The organism is Actinomadura rifamycini DSM 43936 (assembly GCF_000425065.1).
In the GTDB taxonomy this organism is placed as follows: domain Bacteria; phylum Actinomycetota; class Actinomycetes; order Streptosporangiales; family Streptosporangiaceae; genus Spirillospora; species Spirillospora rifamycini.
In genome coordinates, this window is sequence record NZ_AULB01000031.1 from 31981 (window position 1) to 47048 (window position 15068).

The 15068-nt window shown below is 74.5% G+C and carries 15 protein-coding genes; 8 read left to right on the forward strand and 7 right to left on the reverse strand.

The window, feature by feature from the left end; all coding sequences use genetic code 11:
* Nucleotides 1-66 precede the first annotated feature (66 nt).
* The gene (locus H505_RS44580) at nucleotides 67-1476 is read right to left on the reverse strand and encodes a hypothetical protein (protein ID WP_051301212.1); all 1410 of its coding nucleotides are present in this window, start codon (nucleotides 1474-1476) and stop codon (nucleotides 67-69) included.
* Nucleotides 1477-1682: 206 nt separating this feature from the next.
* Nucleotides 1683-2630 carry an AraC family transcriptional regulator gene (locus H505_RS0127100; protein WP_026404492.1) on the reverse strand — a complete coding sequence of 316 codons (948 nt, stop codon included), beginning with the start codon at nucleotides 2628-2630 and terminating at the stop codon, nucleotides 1683-1685.
* An 82-nt stretch (nucleotides 2631-2712) separates the two neighbouring features.
* On the opposite strand from H505_RS0127100, the gene H505_RS0127105 reads away from it, so the two are divergent.
* Entirely contained in the window at nucleotides 2713-3444 is a 732-nt protein-coding gene (locus H505_RS0127105; RefSeq protein ID WP_026404493.1) for an SDR family oxidoreductase, read from the forward strand.
* Nucleotides 3445-3559: 115 nt separating this feature from the next.
* Here the strand turns inward: H505_RS0127105 and H505_RS0127110 are convergent, their stop codons facing one another.
* The 4 genes from H505_RS0127110 to H505_RS0127125 form a co-directional block, all read right to left on the reverse strand.
* On the reverse strand, nucleotides 3560-4279 hold the full coding sequence (locus H505_RS0127110) for a Crp/Fnr family transcriptional regulator (protein ID WP_026404494.1): 720 nt from the start codon (nucleotides 4277-4279) through the stop codon (nucleotides 3560-3562).
* Nucleotides 4280-4387: 108 nt separating this feature from the next.
* Nucleotides 4388-5176 (reverse strand): DUF427 domain-containing protein, encoded by a 789-nt coding sequence (locus tag H505_RS0127115; RefSeq protein ID WP_026404495.1) that lies wholly within the window; start codon nucleotides 5174-5176, stop codon nucleotides 4388-4390.
* 18 nt (nucleotides 5177-5194) lie between these two features.
* Nucleotides 5195-6499: an erythromycin esterase family protein gene (locus tag H505_RS0127120; RefSeq protein WP_084550884.1), complete on the reverse strand. Its 1305-nt coding sequence runs from the start codon at nucleotides 6497-6499 to the stop codon at nucleotides 5195-5197.
* A 100-nt stretch (nucleotides 6500-6599) separates the two neighbouring features.
* The gene (locus H505_RS0127125) at nucleotides 6600-7643 is read right to left on the reverse strand and encodes an AraC-like ligand-binding domain-containing protein (RefSeq protein ID WP_026404497.1); all 1044 of its coding nucleotides are present in this window, start codon (nucleotides 7641-7643) and stop codon (nucleotides 6600-6602) included.
* Nucleotides 7644-7910: 267 nt separating this feature from the next.
* Between H505_RS0127125 and H505_RS0127130 the strand changes: the two genes are divergently transcribed.
* The 7 genes from H505_RS0127130 (at nucleotide 7911) to cobM (ending at nucleotide 14025) form a co-directional block, all read left to right on the forward strand.
* Entirely contained in the window at nucleotides 7911-8546 is a 636-nt protein-coding gene (locus H505_RS0127130) for a dioxygenase family protein (RefSeq protein ID WP_026404498.1), read from the forward strand.
* Between the two features lie 234 nt (nucleotides 8547-8780).
* A complete protein-coding gene (locus H505_RS0127135) occupies nucleotides 8781-9851 on the forward strand; it encodes a DUF2637 domain-containing protein (protein WP_026404499.1) in 1071 nt (356 codons plus the stop codon).
* A gap of 68 nt (nucleotides 9852-9919) precedes the next feature.
* Complete coding sequence (locus tag H505_RS0127140; protein WP_026404500.1) at nucleotides 9920-10624, forward strand: SIR2 family NAD-dependent protein deacylase; 705 nt, start codon at nucleotides 9920-9922, stop codon at nucleotides 10622-10624.
* Nucleotides 10621-11394: an ATP-grasp domain-containing protein gene (locus H505_RS0127145; RefSeq protein WP_026404501.1), complete on the forward strand. Its 774-nt coding sequence runs from the start codon at nucleotides 10621-10623 to the stop codon at nucleotides 11392-11394. Before H505_RS0127140 ends, H505_RS0127145 begins: the two co-directional genes overlap by 4 nt.
* A 133-nt stretch (nucleotides 11395-11527) precedes the next feature.
* Nucleotides 11528-11938 (forward strand): pyridoxamine 5'-phosphate oxidase family protein, encoded by a 411-nt coding sequence (locus tag H505_RS0127150; RefSeq protein ID WP_034520039.1) that lies wholly within the window; start codon nucleotides 11528-11530, stop codon nucleotides 11936-11938.
* Complete coding sequence (gene cbiE / locus H505_RS44585; RefSeq protein ID WP_084550888.1) at nucleotides 11931-13277, forward strand: precorrin-6y C5,15-methyltransferase (decarboxylating) subunit CbiE; 1347 nt, start codon at nucleotides 11931-11933, stop codon at nucleotides 13275-13277. The genes H505_RS0127150 and cbiE overlap by 8 nt, the downstream gene beginning before the upstream one ends.
* A gap of 4 nt (nucleotides 13278-13281) precedes the next feature.
* Nucleotides 13282-14025: a precorrin-4 C(11)-methyltransferase gene (gene cobM / locus H505_RS0127160; protein ID WP_026404503.1), complete on the forward strand. Its 744-nt coding sequence runs from the start codon at nucleotides 13282-13284 to the stop codon at nucleotides 14023-14025.
* Here cobM and H505_RS0127165 read toward each other — a convergent pair.
* Nucleotides 14022-15053 carry a cobalt-precorrin-5B (C(1))-methyltransferase gene (locus H505_RS0127165; protein ID WP_034520041.1) on the reverse strand — a complete coding sequence of 344 codons (1032 nt, stop codon included), beginning with the start codon at nucleotides 15051-15053 and terminating at the stop codon, nucleotides 14022-14024. The two genes, cobM and H505_RS0127165, sit on opposite strands and share 4 nt — an antisense overlap.
* Nucleotides 15054-15068 lie beyond the last annotated feature (15 nt).

The following is a 15068-nucleotide window of genomic DNA, read 5'->3' on the forward strand; positions in this document are numbered from 1 at the left end:
TGGACGGCATGGCCGCAGGACGGTGGAGCCGGCCCGTGCGGAATTCGTGCTGCGAGCGCGGGACGGTCAGCTTGCCCGTGCTCGACTGGTGCGGGAGCGCGCCCGACCGCGCCGTGGGGGGCGCGTCGCGGGAGGGTGCGCGGGGCGCAGGCCGGAGCGGAAGAGTCCGTGGTCGAGGCGGCGGGCCGCGGCGGACTCCAGCGCCTCTCGCAGGGGCCCGTCGCGCAGGACCGCACCCGACCCGAGCAGGCCCTCGACCACGGCCAGCGCCCCGGAGACATCGCCGTGGCCGAGCCGCTCCCGGACGGCGGGGAGTGCCTGCGGGTCGCGGTGCACCGCGTCGATCGCGCGAAGGCACGGCAGCGCGGGGCCACCGAGTGCCACCAGCAGCTCTTCCCTGCGCAGTTGCGCCGGGTCGTGGTCGACCGCCGTCAGCACCCCGTCCCGCAGCGCGATCCGGTGGACCTCGCCCCGGCACTCCACTCTGTGGGGGTCGCCGGGCTGTTGCCCAGGCCCGGGCGCGGGTTCTGCTCCGGACGCCGACAACGCCTTGGCCACAAGCGGATGCAGCCGATCGGCGGCGACCAGCCCGGCCCGCAGCAACGCCAGATCCGGAAGGACCCGGGCCGACGCCTCCGGGAGCACCGGCAGTGCCGCGACCACCTGGGGCGGCGGCGCCTCCCGAAGCGGCCGGAACGTCGGGACGTGGTGGTCGTCGGGGGCGACGAGTTCGAACGCCCTGCGGTCCCGTGCGCCGAACCGCACGGTGAAAACCCCGCCGGAGTCGCCCTCCGCCCCCAGCAACAGCTCGGCCTCGGCGGCCCACCGCGCCGACGCCCACGAAAGATCATCGGCCTCGGAGGGAACGGGCCGGACCGGCCCTTTCAGCCAGTCGAGCGGGTCGGGCCGGTCGGGGGGAGCCGGGACCGGCGCGATGTCGGCACCGCAGCGCGACGCCAGTTCGCCGCATCGACTGGAGTCCCACAGATGCCGGTGCAGGTCGAGCCGGAAACGCCGGGCGGGATGCGGGTGCGGGTGACGGCCCGGTGCGTCGTCGCCGTGCTCGTCCCAGAGGGCCAAGGACATCCGCTGGCCGGCGTCCGCCCAAGCCGGCGGTGTCCGCACCACCAACTGCAACGGCGTGGTGCCGGAGCGGCCATAACGGCTGAGGGAGATGGTCAGGCCGGGCCGGATCCGCCCGTGGGGAGCGACGCGGGGCATGTGCCAGCGAAGCAGATCCGGCGCCAGCCGACGCAGATCCGCTTTAAGGCGGGTGACGAACTCGGTGCCGTAGCGGTCGCGTACGGCGCGCAGATCGAAATCGATGTCGATCCGAGCGGAGGCGCAGGCCCCCGCCCAGTCACCGACCGCACGCCGTGCGGTCGCAGTCTCGATCATGGACAGTGGCACGGCGTACTCACGCACGCGCTGCCACATCAGCAGACGGGCCGGAATGTTCGCGAGGTGCGGTGCCATCAGCACTCACCTTGCGCGAACGATCCCCCCGATCTGTACGAGGAGTTGTTCTTCATCCCGGACATCATAAGCACCTGGAGACGGATCTGTCAGTCCGGCCACTGCTCGATCAACTCCAACCCGCAAGGCCACCGCCCAGAGCGCCGTGCTGATATGACGATCGTGCCGGCTCGTCCAAGACACAGCCGACGCCAGGACAACCACGCCTACACCGTCGGCGCGGTGTGCGCACCCCGATGTGCGGCGTCCCGGAATTGTTTGGGCGAGGAGCCGACCACACGGCGAAACGCGGTGCTGAAGGCACTCTCGGATGCATAGCCGGTCGCGAAGGCGAGTTCGGAGATCGATCGAGTGCCGCGGCGCAGGGCATCGCGGGCAAGGCTCATCCGCCACTCGATCAAGTACTCCAGCGGGGCGGTTCCGACCTGGTTCTTGAAGGACGCGGCGAACGCCGAGCGTGACATGCGGGCGATCTTTGCGAGTTCGTTGAGCGTCCAGCGGTGCGCCACGTCCGCGTGCATGGCGCGAAGTGCGGCACCGATGCCGTCGTCGTTGAGCGCCCCCAACCAGCCTGTGGGCCGACCGGCCTGGTCGGCGTGGGCGCGCAGCATGTGGACGAACAAGATCTGCGCAAGATGGTCCAGGACCAGAGAGCCGCCGACGGCGGTGGTCTCCACCTCGGTGACCAGCAGTTCGCTCAGGTGTCCGAGCAGTTTTCCCCGGGGGTCCGCGGCTTGGACGTGCACGAGGGGCGGCAGGACATCGAGCAGGATCGAGGCGTTCGCGTCGTCGAACCGGAAGTGCCCACTGCACAGGAAAGCGTCTTCCTCGGCTTCGGGTCCGATCCGCACGATGCCGTTCGCGGCGCCGTCCCACAACGACTTCGCGGTGCGCGGTCGGGCGGTGAGCGCACTGGCCAGCACGTAGGGGGGAGGGTTGCCCAGCAGGTAGAAGTCGCCCTCTCTCAGTAGCACGGGCTCGTGCCCTTCGAGGGCCAGCCAGCATTCGCCGCGGACGACGACGCCGAGTTTGACGTGCGGGAACGGATCGAAACGCACCGCCCACGACCCGGCGGCGTGGAGGCCGGCTTCGACCACGGTGCGGGGACGCAGGAGACCGATGGCATCAGCGATCGGATCGTCGGAGCCGAGCACCCACCCCTCCTTGGACGATGCGTAAAGAATCGGAGACTTGACGTGATGGATCGTACCGCCCTGGTCCGGCAGTATCGAGGCCGTGAACATCGCTGAGCGGACGGCGCTCGTCACGGGCGCCAACAAGGGCATTGGATTCGAGACAGCGCGGCAGCTCGCGCAGCTGGGCTTCACCGTCTGGCTGGGGTGCCGCGACCAGGGGCGCGGCGAAGCAGCGGCGAAGGGACTCGCCGACGACGGGGACGTTCGGCTCGTCAGTCTCGATGTGACCGACACGGAAAGCGTCAGGGCCGCTGCGGCGCGCATCGGCGATGAAACCGGCGCGCTGGACGTGCTGGTCAACAACGCAGGTGTCGCGATCGGGGAAGGAGAGGGCCTTCCCAGTACCGTGCAGCTGGAAACGATTCAGCGCACGTTCGAGGTGAACTTCTACGGGGCGCTGCGCGTCACGCAGGCATTCCTGCCGCTCGTACGGAGAGCGCGGGCCGGGCGCATCGTGAATGTGAGCAGCACGATGGGCTCCATCACCACGCTCGTATCTCCGAACACTCCGCTGGGACGGTTTCCGGCCTTCGCCTACCCCGCCTCGAAGACCCTCCTCAACGCGCTCACCGGATGGTTCGCCGTCGAACTCGACGACACACCGATCAAAATCAACTCGGTGTGCCCCGGATACAACGCCACCGATCTGAACAACAATCTCGGAACGCAGCATCCGGCAGAGGGCGCGAAGGTCGTCGTGCGCGCCGCCACGCTCCCCGCGGACGGTCCCAGCGGCGGCTTCTTCGACGTGAACGGTCCCGTGCTCTGGTGACCTTCAGGACCTCGGCCCGCCGGGAGCATCCCGTCCCGACGCCCGCCGTGGGCGTGACCGGGCGGAGCAGCTTTCCACGGCGGCTTGGGCGGCCTCTTCGGTGCGAAGGAAGGTGTCAGTCGTCGGGGGCGTCGTCGGGGTCTTGGGCGGCGTAGTCGTGGAGGGCGGGGAGGTCGAGGACGGTGATGCGGCGGCGGCCGGTGCGGATCAGCCCGGCGCGGCGCAGGACGGTGAGCGCGCGGGCGACCGTCTCGCGGGACGCGTCCGTCCAGCTGCCCAGCTCGGCCTGGGACAGCGGCGGGCCGATCTCGATCGCGCCGTCGCGGGCGGGCGGGACGTGCCGGGCGGACCGTTCGGCGAGCTGCGCGAGCAGCAGCGCGAGCCGGCGGGCGCCGCGGGCGGCGGCCTGCGCCTGCAGGCGGCGGTCGTGGTCGTCGATCCGGTCGACGAACGTGCCGGTGACCAGCCGCCACACGTCCGGGTGCGACTCCAGGAACCCGGTGAAGCGGGACGCCGGGACGACCAGCGCCCGGATCGGCGACAGCGCCGTCACCGTCGCCGAGCGGGTCCGGCCGCCGAGCGCGGCGCTCTCGGCGATGAGGTCGCCCGGCCCGCGCACGGCGAGCACGACGTCGTGGCCGTCCGCGGTCGTCGCGGTGACCTTGGCCCAGCCCCGCTCGATCACGATCACGTGGTCGGACTCGTCGCCCTGGTAGACGAGCGGCGCGCGGGCCCCGAACTGCCGGACGCGCGCGACGGCGCGGAGCGCGGCCTGCTGGGCCGCGTCGAGCGCGGGCCAGAAGCCGGGATGCGGGGAGGACGCGTGCGGGGCCAACGGTCCTCCTTGCGCGGCGGGTGCGGATCCGTCACCCGAACGGTAAACCGGCGGTGCGGGCGAGGCAACGCGGTATCACCGTCCGGGAGGCGGATCACGTCGGGCCGGTCAGGCGCCGGGCGGGCCCGCCTCGACCGTCAGGTCGGCGTGGTCGAACGACAGGTGGCCCGCCGCCTTGAGGGCGTTCTCCAGCGGCTCCTCGTAGGACCACGCGACGTCGGCGGCGCCGTCCCGCAGCGACCAGTACGTCGCCTCCCCCTTGTAGGGGCACACCGTGCGGGTGCCGCTGCGCACGAGGAGGTCGGTCCTCACGTCCTCGGCCGGGATGTAGAACCGGTTCGGCAGGCCCGTCTCCGACAGCAGCTTCGCCCGGGTCGTGTCGGCGAGGACGTCGCCGCCCCGCAGGACGCGGACGCGGCGGGACGTCGCGCGGACGTCGACGCGGTGGAACGGGTCGCGCAGATGGCCGCGCACCTCCTCGTCCTCGTCGAACCAGGCGTCCATCCGGCCCCAGTAGAACGCCATGTACCCGCGCAGCCAGGACGCGGGCGGCAGCGGCTCGGGGTAGGCCCACACCGCGTTCTCGGCGGCCCGGTCGCCCACCCGCAGCGTCCAGTACGCGGCGTCGCCCTTGAACGGGCAGTGGGTGCTGTGCTCGGTCCTCTCCAGCAGGTCCGTGCGGACGTCCTCCTCCGGTACGTAGAGGACGGGCAGCAGCCCGGTCTCGTGCACGAGCTTGCCTCGCTCGGTGTCCAGGACGGTCTCGCCCGCGAAGCGCGCGCGGACGCGGCGGGGGAAGTCGTGCATGAACAGCTTGTGCTTCGGCGCGTCGATCGTGTAATTGACCGTCTCGCCGGGCGAACCCGAGAGCGGTCCGGGAGGCAGGGTAAGCGACATCAGCGACTCCTATCGCGCCTATACGCCGGTGGGCATCGTCTCCAGCTCGCCGAGGCGCGCCCGCTCCAGGTGGAGCGGTTGCAGCGCGGTCGTGGCGCGGAACCAGCACAGGGCGTCGTAGCGTTCCGCGACGTTCGTCGGGACGTACTGGCGCCCGTCCCGGTCGGGGTCGTAGACGACGCCGATCGCCCGGTGCCCCAGCGTGCGGGTGAGGAAGGACGGCTTGTCGCGTTCGGGCGGCATCACGAACAGGCCGCGCTGCAGCTCCGACTCGGCCAGCACCGCCTCCAGCGACCCGGCCCGCGGCGGCGGGACGAGCATCTCCTCCATCGCCGCGCCCCAGCTCGGCGCCGCGACGACCTCGCCGGGACCGCCCGCGAACCCGACCACGACCACCCGGTCGCGGCCGTGCCGCTCCCTGGCGAGCTGCCCGAGGTTGACCATCCCCGCCCGCGCCATGTCGGTGGCGCGGGCGTCGCCCACATGGGTGTTGTGCGCCCACACCACGGCCTTGCCGGGGCGTCCTCCGGCGGCGTGGAAATCCATCAGCCGGTCGAGGGTGTCGGCCATGTGGACGTCCCGGACGTTCCACGACTCCGCGCCCCCGACGATCATGGACCGATAGTAGCGCTCGGCCCCGGCGGCGACCTCGGCGTTCTGCCGGGCGTCGAACTCGGCCTGCCGGTCGTGGTCGGGGGCGTGCCCGACGGGACGGCGCAGCCGGGAGAGCAGCGCGAGGACCTCCTCCTCGCACCCCGCGGGGACGAGCGAGGTGTTCCGCCCGTAGGACTGCGGGTCCTGGCCGTGCGGCTCGAAGCAGCGGTACGCCTCCAGGGCCGTGCCGAGGTACTCCGGGCGGCGGTCGGCGAGGTACTCGACGACGGCGCGGAGCGACTCCCACAGGCTGTAGACGTCGAGCCCGTAGAAGCCGGCGCGCCGGTCCGCCGGGAGGTCCGCGTTGCGGTCGCGCAGCCAGCGGCAGAACCGGGCGGTCTCCTCGTTGGCCCACATCCACGTCGGCCAGCGCTCGTAGGCGTCCAGTTCGGCGCGCGGGTCGGCGGCCGCGCCGGGCGCGAGCGTCACCGACCGTCCGACGCGGCGGCAGTCCGGCCAGTCGCCCTCCACGGCGACGAACGAGAAGCCCTTGTCCGCGATGAGGTGCCGGGTGATCGCGGACCGCCAGGCGTAGTACTCGTGCGTCCCGTGGCTGGCCTCGCCGAGCAGCACGCACGAGGCGTCCCCGATCCGGTCCAGGAGCGGGCCGAGGTCCTCCTCGTACTCCAGCTGCAGCGCGGCGCCGCGCACGTCGTCGGCATCGCTCATCGGTGCTCCCCCTCTTCCCGATGTCGCGTTCGCTTCGTGCTCCCCGCCTTCCCCGCGACGGACGGTTCAATTCCCAGCCGAACATCCCTTTTGTGGGGGTTTACTCGGGCCGGTGGCGGCCGGTGGCGGCGGCCCGGTACGCGCTGGGCGTGACCCCGTACGCCGCGCGGAACGCGCGGCTGAACCCGGCGGCGTCCGGCATCCCCCAGCGGGCCGCGATCGCGCCGATCCGCTGCGTGCCGAGGAACGGGTCGGCCAGCTCCCGGCGGCACCGCTCCAGGCGGCGGTCCCGGACGTACCGGGCGACGGTGGTGCCGGTCGGCTGGAACAGCCGGTACAGCTGCCGGACGGAGACGTGGTGCGCGTCCGCGATCCGCGCCGGGCACAGGTCCGGCTCGTGCAGCCGCGCCTCGATCCACTCCCGGACGGCGCGCAGCATCGCCGCCCGCTCGGGGGCCCGGCCGGCGCACTCGTCCCGCACTCCCAGCCACTCCCCCGCCGCCCCGGCGACCAGCTCGACGATCGCCCCGCCGACATGGTGCGCGAACGGCTCGCCGGCCGGGGGCGCCGCGCCGCCGGAGGCGTCCGCGCCGTCCGCGGCGTCCGGGCCGCCGCCGGGTCCGCCGTGCTCGCGGGCGTCCTCGGCCAGCGCCGCGAGCAGGGCCGTCACCGGCCGCCCGGTGCGGGCCCGCGCGGACAGCAGCGTCCCGCCCAGCCCCGCCACCCGCGCGTGCGGCAGCGGCAGGGCGCGGTGCGGGATCACCACCGTGAAGATGTGGTGGGCGCCGAACGTGATCTCCACCGGGCGGGTCAGGTCGTAGAACACCGCGTCGCCGGCGGCGACCGCGACCCGCCGGCCGTTCTGCCGCAGCACGCAGGAGCCGCGCAGCACCAGACCGATCTTGTAGCACTCGCGGGTGTCGCGGGCGATCTGCCGGTCGCCGCGCCGGACCGCGTGCGCGGGCGCGCGGACGTCGCCGGCCTCGACGTCCCCGTAGGTCCGGCCGAGCAGCCGGGCGGGGAAGGCGCCCCCCTCCGCGGCGGGGCGCAGGTGGAAGGGCCCGAAGGCCGAGCTGATCGTGTGCCGCCAGAATTCGGCCTGGTCGGCGGCAGGGCGGTCCGAGGTGCGGACGAGCGTTGCCATGACGCTCCTTCACAGTGCGGGGGCGGTCCCGGACGCCACCCGCAAGGCTTCTACAGCCGGTCAGATCCGTCAATGAGCGAGTCGAGACGAGGCCGCGCGCCGAGTTCGGCACTCGGCGCCAAGACGGCGGCAGGCAGCGCCAAGACCGGCCGCGCCCGCCCGGCCTATACATGTCGCTACCGGTACATACCGCTACGGGCCCGCCGCCGTGAACCGGAGGAGGGCCCGCTCCCCCGCCCGAACCGGAAGACCCCGGAGAGGAACACCATGCCCGAGGACGAACCCCAGGAGTCCGGCATCACCCGCAAGAAGTTCATCGTCGCCGCGGGCCTCGGCGCGCTCGCGGTCCCGGCCGCGGTGTCCGCCGCCGCCGCGCCGGCCGCGGCGCGCACGCGGCGGGAGCCGCTGACGCCCACGCCCATGTGCGACGACGGCGACGACCCGACCCCGCCGCAGATGGAGGGGCCGTACTTCAAGCCCGGCTCGCCGGAGCGCGCGTCGCTCGTCCGGCCCGGCATGCCCGGCACGCCGCTCACCGTCACCGGATACGTGTACTCGCTGTCGTGCCGTCCGGTGGCGCGCGCGCTGCTCGACTTCTGGCAGGCGGACCACTACGGCCGGTACGACAACTACGGCTACACGCTGCGCGGCCACCAGTACACCGACGCGTCCGGGCGGTTCACCCTGTCGACCATCGTGCCGGGGCTCTACCCGGGACGCACCCGCCACATCCACGTCAAGGTGCAGGCCCCCTACCAGCCGATCCTCACCACGCAGCTGTACTTCCCGGGCGAGCCCCGCAACCGGACGGACATGCTGTTCGACCCGGCGCTGCTGATGGACGTCCAGGGCGGCCCGTCGGGACGCGCCGCCGCGTTCGACTTCGTCCTGCGGGTCCCGTAGCGCCCGGCTCCCGCCCCCTCCAGGGAAACGTCCCCGTCGCGGCCGCCCGGCCCGGCGGGGACGCCTGTTTCGTCGAACGTGACCTGGAAGTGATGGGATTACCCCGCGAAGCCGAGATGAAACGGATAGTCTCCCGACGATCACCATCGGCCGCGTAAGGAAGTCTGGAGCGTACGCCGCATGAGCGCTGCCAACCGCGTACAGGTCATCACACGGTGGGGGGCCATCTCCTTCATGGCGGCAGCGGTCATCACCGCCACCGCCGGTGGTTTCGCCCAGTCCTACGCCGGTCTGTACCACTGGGCGCTGGAGCACGGCCTGACCGGCTGGAAGGCCAGCTCGTTCCCGCTGCTGGTCGACCTGTTCATCATCGTCGGCGAGCTGGGCCTGTTCCTGCTCGCCGTGGACGCGTTCGTCCTGCACCGCAAGAGCGCGATGAGCTGGCTGGACTTCTTCCTGCCGCTGACGATCGCCCTCGCCGGGTGGACCGCGAGCCTCATCTTCAACGTCGGGCACGTCGGCAACCGGACGTTCTCGTACCAGGTGACGGCGGCCGTCCCGCCGATCGTGTCGATGCTCGGCCTGTTCGTCCTGCTGCGAACACTCCACCGGTACGTCTCGCAGAAGACGGAGGAGGCCGAGGAGGAGGCGCCCAAGCAGCCCGAGCCGCAGACGCGCGCCATCGCCGGGCCGGTCACCCTGCAGCACATCACGCTGATGCCGCTGCGCAACACCGGCCCGCTCCCGCAGATCCAGGTCCCCGGGCACACCGGCAAGGCGCTCGGCCCCGCCGCCGCGGCGGCCGCGCCGGACGCCGCCGCGGACGCCTCGCCGGGGGCCGCCGAGGACGCGCCCGCCCCCGAGGCGCCGAAGGCCCGGCCCGCCGCGCGGGCCGCCGACCCGGCCCCGGCCCCCGCCCCGGTGCCGGAGCCCGCCCCGGAGCCCGCGCTCGTCAGCGCCGCCGCCGCGCGCAGCGAGCTGAACGGGCACGGCTCGGTCGCCACGGTCGAGGAGCCCGCCGTCCCCACGCTGGACGCCGAGACCCTGCGGGCGCTCGCCCGCGAGATCCTCGAGCGCACCAACGGCGACACCGCCGCGGCCGTGGCCGAGATCCGCGCGCAGGGCCACGTCTTCGACGAGTCCGAGGTCGTGTGGGTGCGCGAGAAGATCTGGTTCCCCTACGCCGTGTACCGGCTGCTCGCCAAGCACGACGGCGACGGGGCGCTCGTCGCCCGGGAGCTGAACGAGCAGGGCGTCGACTACGACCCGGCGAAGCTGGACGAGCTCGTCCGCTCCTGGCAGTGACCGCCCCGGACGCCGCCCGCACGGAAAACCCGTCGCGGGCGGCGTTCGGCGTTCGTACGGTGTCGCGCATGGCCAAGCGAATCGCCGTGCTGACGGGCGCGGGCATCTCCACCGACTCGGGCATCCCCGACTACCGGGGCCCCTCCGGGCTGTGGGCCCGCGACCCCGGACTCGCGGCGCTGTTCACGCGCAAGAACTTCCTCGGCGACGCCGACGTCCGGCGCCGTTTCTGGCGGACGCGAGACCGGTACGACGACGTGCGCCCCAACGCCGCGCACTACGCGCTGGCCGAACTGGAGGGCGCCGCGGCCGTCCGCATCCTGACGCAGAACGTCGACGGGCTGCACCAGAAGGCCGGCTCGACGCCGCGCAAGGTCCTCGAACTCCACGGCAACCTCGCGACGGCCGAGTGCATGCGCTGCCACGCCCGGACCCCGACCACCGATGTGCTGGCGCGCGGCGAGGACGACCCGGCGTGCACCGGCTGCGGCGGCGTCCTGCAGCCGTCGGTCGTCCTGTTCGGCCAGTACCTGGACAAGGACGTGCTCTCGCACGCGGCGAACATCGCGCGGGTGTCGGAGGTGTTCGTGGCGGTCGGCTCGTCCCTCGGCGTGGAACCGGCCGCGGGCCTGTGCGCCGTCGCGGCCGAGTCCGGCGCGACGCTGATCATCGTGAACCGGGACCCGACGCCCTACGACGACCTGGCCGACCGGGTCGTCCGCGAGCCCATCGGCGAGGCGCTGCCCGCGCTCTGCGCCGAGCTCGCGGGATGAGCGGCCGCGTCCTGCTGCTGCCGCCCGCGGCGACGGCCACCGCCGCGCGGCTGGGCGAGGCGGCGGCCGGGCGCGGCCTCGCGGTCCGGACGCTGCACCGGCGGCCCGTCCCGCCCGGCCTCCGGGGGCGCGCGCACGTGTACGGCGGGGAGGCGTTCGCGTCGGAGGCCGCGTCGGTCCTGGACGTGGCGCTGCTGGCGCCCGGCCCCGGGTGGCTGCCCGGCCTGCCCGCGGAGTTCACGGGACGCCGCGTCCGCCTCGGCTCGCCGGACGAGGCGCGCCGGCTGGACGCGCCGACGTTCGTCAAACCGGCGTCCGGGAAGGCGTTCGCGCCCGGCGTGTACGGGCCGGGCCGCCCGCCGGACGGGCTGCCCGCCGCGGCGCCCGTGCTGCTCTCGGACCCGGTGGTGTTCGCGGGCGAGTACCGCCTGCACGTCCTGGACGGCGCGGTGCGGGCCGCGTCCCGCTACGCGGTGCACGGGGTGCTCGACGCCGCGCCGCTCGGCGTCCTGCCGGAGCGCGCGGCCGTCGAGGCGTTCGCCGCGGACCTGCTGGCGCACGCCGCCCCGGACCTGCCCGGCGCGGTCGTCGTGGACGTCGGCCTCGTCACGGCGCCGGGCCCGCCCCGGTACGCGGTGGTCGAGGCGAACGAGGCGTGGTTCAGCAACTGCTACGCGGCCCCGCCGGACCGGGTGCTGGACGTCGTGCTGCGCGCCGCCGCGCCCCGCGCGGACCTCGCCGCCCGCGACGAGCCGTTCGTCCGGACCTGACCGCCCGCGCCCGCGGCCGACCTGGAGGCCCGCCAGCTGCGGGGACGTCCACGCCGGGCGGTTCGGCGCGGGTGGGCGTGCGGCGGCACGCGCGCTTCTGGGATCCTGCTGGTCGCGCGGACGAGAGGACGAGATGCAGGGGAAACGGCACCGGCTGGAGCTGGACGACGAACGGGTACGGGAGTTTTGGCGGGAGCGGCGCGTGTGCACGCTCGTGACGCTGCGGCCGGACGGCACGCCGCACGCGGTGCCCGTCGGGGCCACGCTGGACCCGGCGGCGGGGATCGTCCGGGTGATCACGTCGGGCGGGTCGGCGAAGGCGCGGCACGTGCGGGCCGCCGGGCCGGCGGGGCTTCCGGTCGCGGTGAGCCAGGTGGACGGGCGCCGCTGGTCGACCGCCGAGGGGCGGGCGGTGCTGCGGACGGACGCGGAGTCGGTCGCGGACGCGGAACGGCGGTACGCCGAACGGTACAAGCCGCCGCGCCGCAACCCGGAGCGGGTCGTCATCGAGATCGCGGTGGCGCGGGTGCTCGGCAATGTCTGAGGACGTACGGAACTCGGGCGGCCCGGTCGACCCGCCGGACGGGCGGGCGGCGGCCGGGGACCGCGGGGCGTCCGACCGGGCGGCGGGGGCGCGCGGCGCCGGAGTGCGCGGCGCCGGAGAGGCGCCGATCACGGTGGAGGACGTCGGCGCCGGCGGCCACCGGGTCACCGTGGTGGGGATCGGGGCGGACGGCTGGGACGGGCTCGCCGGCCCGGCGCGGGACGCGGTGCGGGCGGCCGAGGTCCTGGTCGGCGGGGCGCGGCAGCTCGGGATGCTGCCCGACCTCGCGGCCGAGTGCGTCGCGGTGGCGTGGCCGTCGCCGATGCTGCCCGCGCTGCCCGCGCTGTTCGACGAGCACCGCGGGCGGCGGGTGGCGGTCCTCGCGAGCGGCGACCCGATGTTCTTCGGGGTCGGGACGACGCTGGTGCGGCTGCTCGGCGCGGAGAACGTCCGGGTGCTGCCGCACGTGTCGTCGATGTCGCTGGCGTGCGCGCGGCTCGGCTGGGCGCTGGAGGACACCGACGTCGTCACCGCCGTGGGGCGCCCGCTGGCGGCGCTGGCCCGGGTGCTGGCGCCGGGCCGGCGGGTGCTGGTGCTCAGCGCGGACGCCGGCACGCCCGCGGAGGTCGTCGAGCTGCTGGAGGAGCGGGGCTTCGGCGCCAGCGAGGTCACGGTGCTGGAGCGGCTGGGCGGGCCCGACGAGCGGGTGGGGCCGCCGCGGGCGGACGTCGCGGCCCTCAACATCGTGGCCGTGCGGTGCCGGGGCGCGGGCGTCCAGGCCGTGCCGGGGCTCCCGGACGACGCCTACGACCACGACGGGCAGCTCACCAAGCGGGAGGTCCGGGCGATCACGCTGGCGCGGCTCGCGCCCGTCCCCGGGGAGCTGCTGTGGGACGTCGGCGCGGGCACCGGGAGCATCGCGATCGAGTGGATGCGGGCGCACCGGGCCTGCCGCGCCGTCGCGGTGGAGGCGCTGGCCGCGCGGGCGGAGCGGATCCGGGCGAACGCCGAGCGGCTCGGCGTCCCGGGCCTGGAGGTGGTCACCGGCGAGGCGCCGCGCGCGCTGGCGGGGCTGGCCGAGCCGGACGCGGTGTTCGTCGGCGGCGGCGTCACCGCGGGCGGGATGCTCGACGCGTGCTGGGCGGCGCTGCGGCCGGGCGGGCGGCTCGTCGCGAACGCGGTCACGCTGGAGTCGGAGCACGTACTGGTGGAGGCGCGCCGGAAGTTCGGCGGCGAGCTGACCCGGGTCGAGGTGAGCCGGGCGGGGCCGGTGGGCGGCTTCACGGGATGGAGGGCGAGGATGCCGGTGACGCAGTGGTGCGCGGTGAAGGGCCGGTGACGCGGTGACGGTCCACTTCATCGGCGCCGGGCCCGGCGCCGCCGACCTGATGACCGTGCGGGGCCGCGACCTGGTCGCCGCGTCGCCGGTGTGCCTCTACGCGGGCAGTCTCGTCCCGGCGGAGGTGCTGGAGTGGTGCCCGCCGGGGGCGCGGCTCGTCGACACGGCGAACATGGTGCTGGACGACATCGTCGCCGAGCTCGTGGCGGCGCACGGCCGCGGGGAGGACGCGGCGCGGCTGCATTCGGGCGACCCGTCGGTGTTCAGCGCGATGGCCGAGCAGATGCGGCGGCTCGACGCGGCGGGCGTCCCGTACGACGTGACGCCCGGGGTGCCGGCGTTCGCGGCGGCGGCCGCGGCGCTGGGCCGGGAGCTGACGGCGCCCGGGGTCGCGCAGACGGTGGTGCTGACGCGCACGGCGGCGCGGGCGACGCCGATGCCGCCGGGCGAGGACCTGGCGGCGCTCGGCCGGAGCCGCGCGACGATGGTGCTGCACCTGGCCGTGCAGCGGATCGACGCCGTGGTGGAGGAGCTGCTCCCGAACTACGGAGGCCGCTGCCCGGTCGCGGTGGTGGCGCGGGCGTCGCGGGAGGACGAGCTGGTCCTGCGGGGCACGCTCGCCGACATCGCCGGGAAGGTCCGGGAGGCCGGGGTGCGCCGCACCGCCGTGATCATCGTCGGGTCGGTGCTGGGCGCGGAGGACTTCACCGACAGCCACCTGTACTCGGCCGCCCGCCCCCGCCCCTAGGCGCGCCCGACGATCGTGCCGCCCCGGTCGATGACGACGATGTCGACCTCGACCGGGGCGCCGCGCAGGACGTCCAGCGCGGTGGCCCGCGCGCGCTCCGCGACGAGGTCGCCGAGCGGGATCCCGGCCTCCTGGCACACCTGGAGCGCGTGCAGCGCGGTGTTGCAGCCGCGGACGCGCTCGGCGGTCTCCGGGTCGCCGACCATGGCGGCGAGGACGGCGAAGTCGACCTGCGAGCGCTTGGAGTGCAGGTCGAGGTGCCCGGCGGCGAGCTTGGCGAGCTTGCCGATGCCGCCCGCGATCGTCAGCCGCGGCACGGGGTGGCGGCGCACGTACTTCAGCACGGCCCCGGCGAAGTCGCCCATGTCGAGCAGGGCGTCCTCGGGCAGGCCGTGGAGTTCGGCGACGACCTTCTCGGACGTGCTGCCGGTGGCCCCGGCGACGTGCGCGCGGCCCATCGCGCGGGCGACGTCCACGCCGCGCCGGATGCTGTCGATCCACGCGGAGCAGGAGTAGGGGACGACGACGCCGGTGGTGCCGAGGATCGACAGGCCGCCGAGGATGCCGAGCCGCGGGTTCCAGGTGCGGCGCGCGAGCTCCTCGCCGCCGTCCACGGAGATCTCCACGACGACGTCGGCGTCGCCGAGGACCTCGCGCATCATCCGCCGCGGCACCGGGTTGATCGCGGGTTCGCCGACGTCGAGCGGCAGGCCGGGCCGGGTGACGGTGCCGACGCCGGGGCCCGCCCGGAACGTGACGCCGGTGCCGGGCGCCCCCGGGCGGACGGTCGAGCGGACGAGCGCGCCGTGCGTGACGTCGGGGTCGTCGCCCGCGTCCTTGACGATCCCGGCGGTGGCGCGGCCGTCGCCCAGTTCCTCGACGGCGAGCGCGAACGCGGGCCGCCGCCCCTTCGGCAGGGTGATCTCGACGGGGTCGGGGAACTCGCCGGTCAGCAGGGCGGCATGGGCCGCCTTGGTCGCGGCCGTCGCGCAGGCCCCGGTCGTCCAGCCGTACCGCAGTCCGCTCATAGCATTCCCTCGTGG

Excerpts from the sequence above, each read along its gene's own strand:
- H505_RS44580 (WP_051301212.1), bottom strand. The coding sequence starts at position 1,476 with ATGGCACCGCACCTCGCGAACATTCCGGCCCGTCTGCTGATGTGGCAG.
- H505_RS0127115 (WP_026404495.1), bottom strand. The coding sequence starts at position 5,176 with ATGTCGCTTACCCTGCCTCCCGGACCGCTCTCGGGTTCGCCCGGCGAG.
- H505_RS0127120 (WP_084550884.1), bottom strand. The coding sequence starts at position 6,499 with ATGAGCGATGCCGACGACGTGCGCGGCGCCGCGCTGCAGCTGGAGTAC.
- H505_RS0127125 (WP_026404497.1), bottom strand. The coding sequence starts at position 7,643 with ATGGCAACGCTCGTCCGCACCTCGGACCGCCCTGCCGCCGACCAGGCC.
- H505_RS0127130 (WP_026404498.1), top strand. The coding sequence starts at position 7,911 with ATGCCCGAGGACGAACCCCAGGAGTCCGGCATCACCCGCAAGAAGTTC.
- H505_RS0127135 (WP_026404499.1), top strand. The coding sequence starts at position 8,781 with ATGGCGGCAGCGGTCATCACCGCCACCGCCGGTGGTTTCGCCCAGTCC.
- H505_RS0127140 (WP_026404500.1), top strand. The coding sequence starts at position 9,920 with ATGGCCAAGCGAATCGCCGTGCTGACGGGCGCGGGCATCTCCACCGAC.
- H505_RS0127145 (WP_026404501.1), top strand. The coding sequence starts at position 10,621 with ATGAGCGGCCGCGTCCTGCTGCTGCCGCCCGCGGCGACGGCCACCGCC.
- H505_RS0127150 (WP_034520039.1), top strand. The coding sequence starts at position 11,528 with ATGCAGGGGAAACGGCACCGGCTGGAGCTGGACGACGAACGGGTACGG.
- cbiE (WP_084550888.1), top strand. The coding sequence starts at position 11,931 with ATGTCTGAGGACGTACGGAACTCGGGCGGCCCGGTCGACCCGCCGGAC.
- H505_RS0127165 (WP_034520041.1), bottom strand. The coding sequence starts at position 15,053 with ATGAGCGGACTGCGGTACGGCTGGACGACCGGGGCCTGCGCGACGGCC.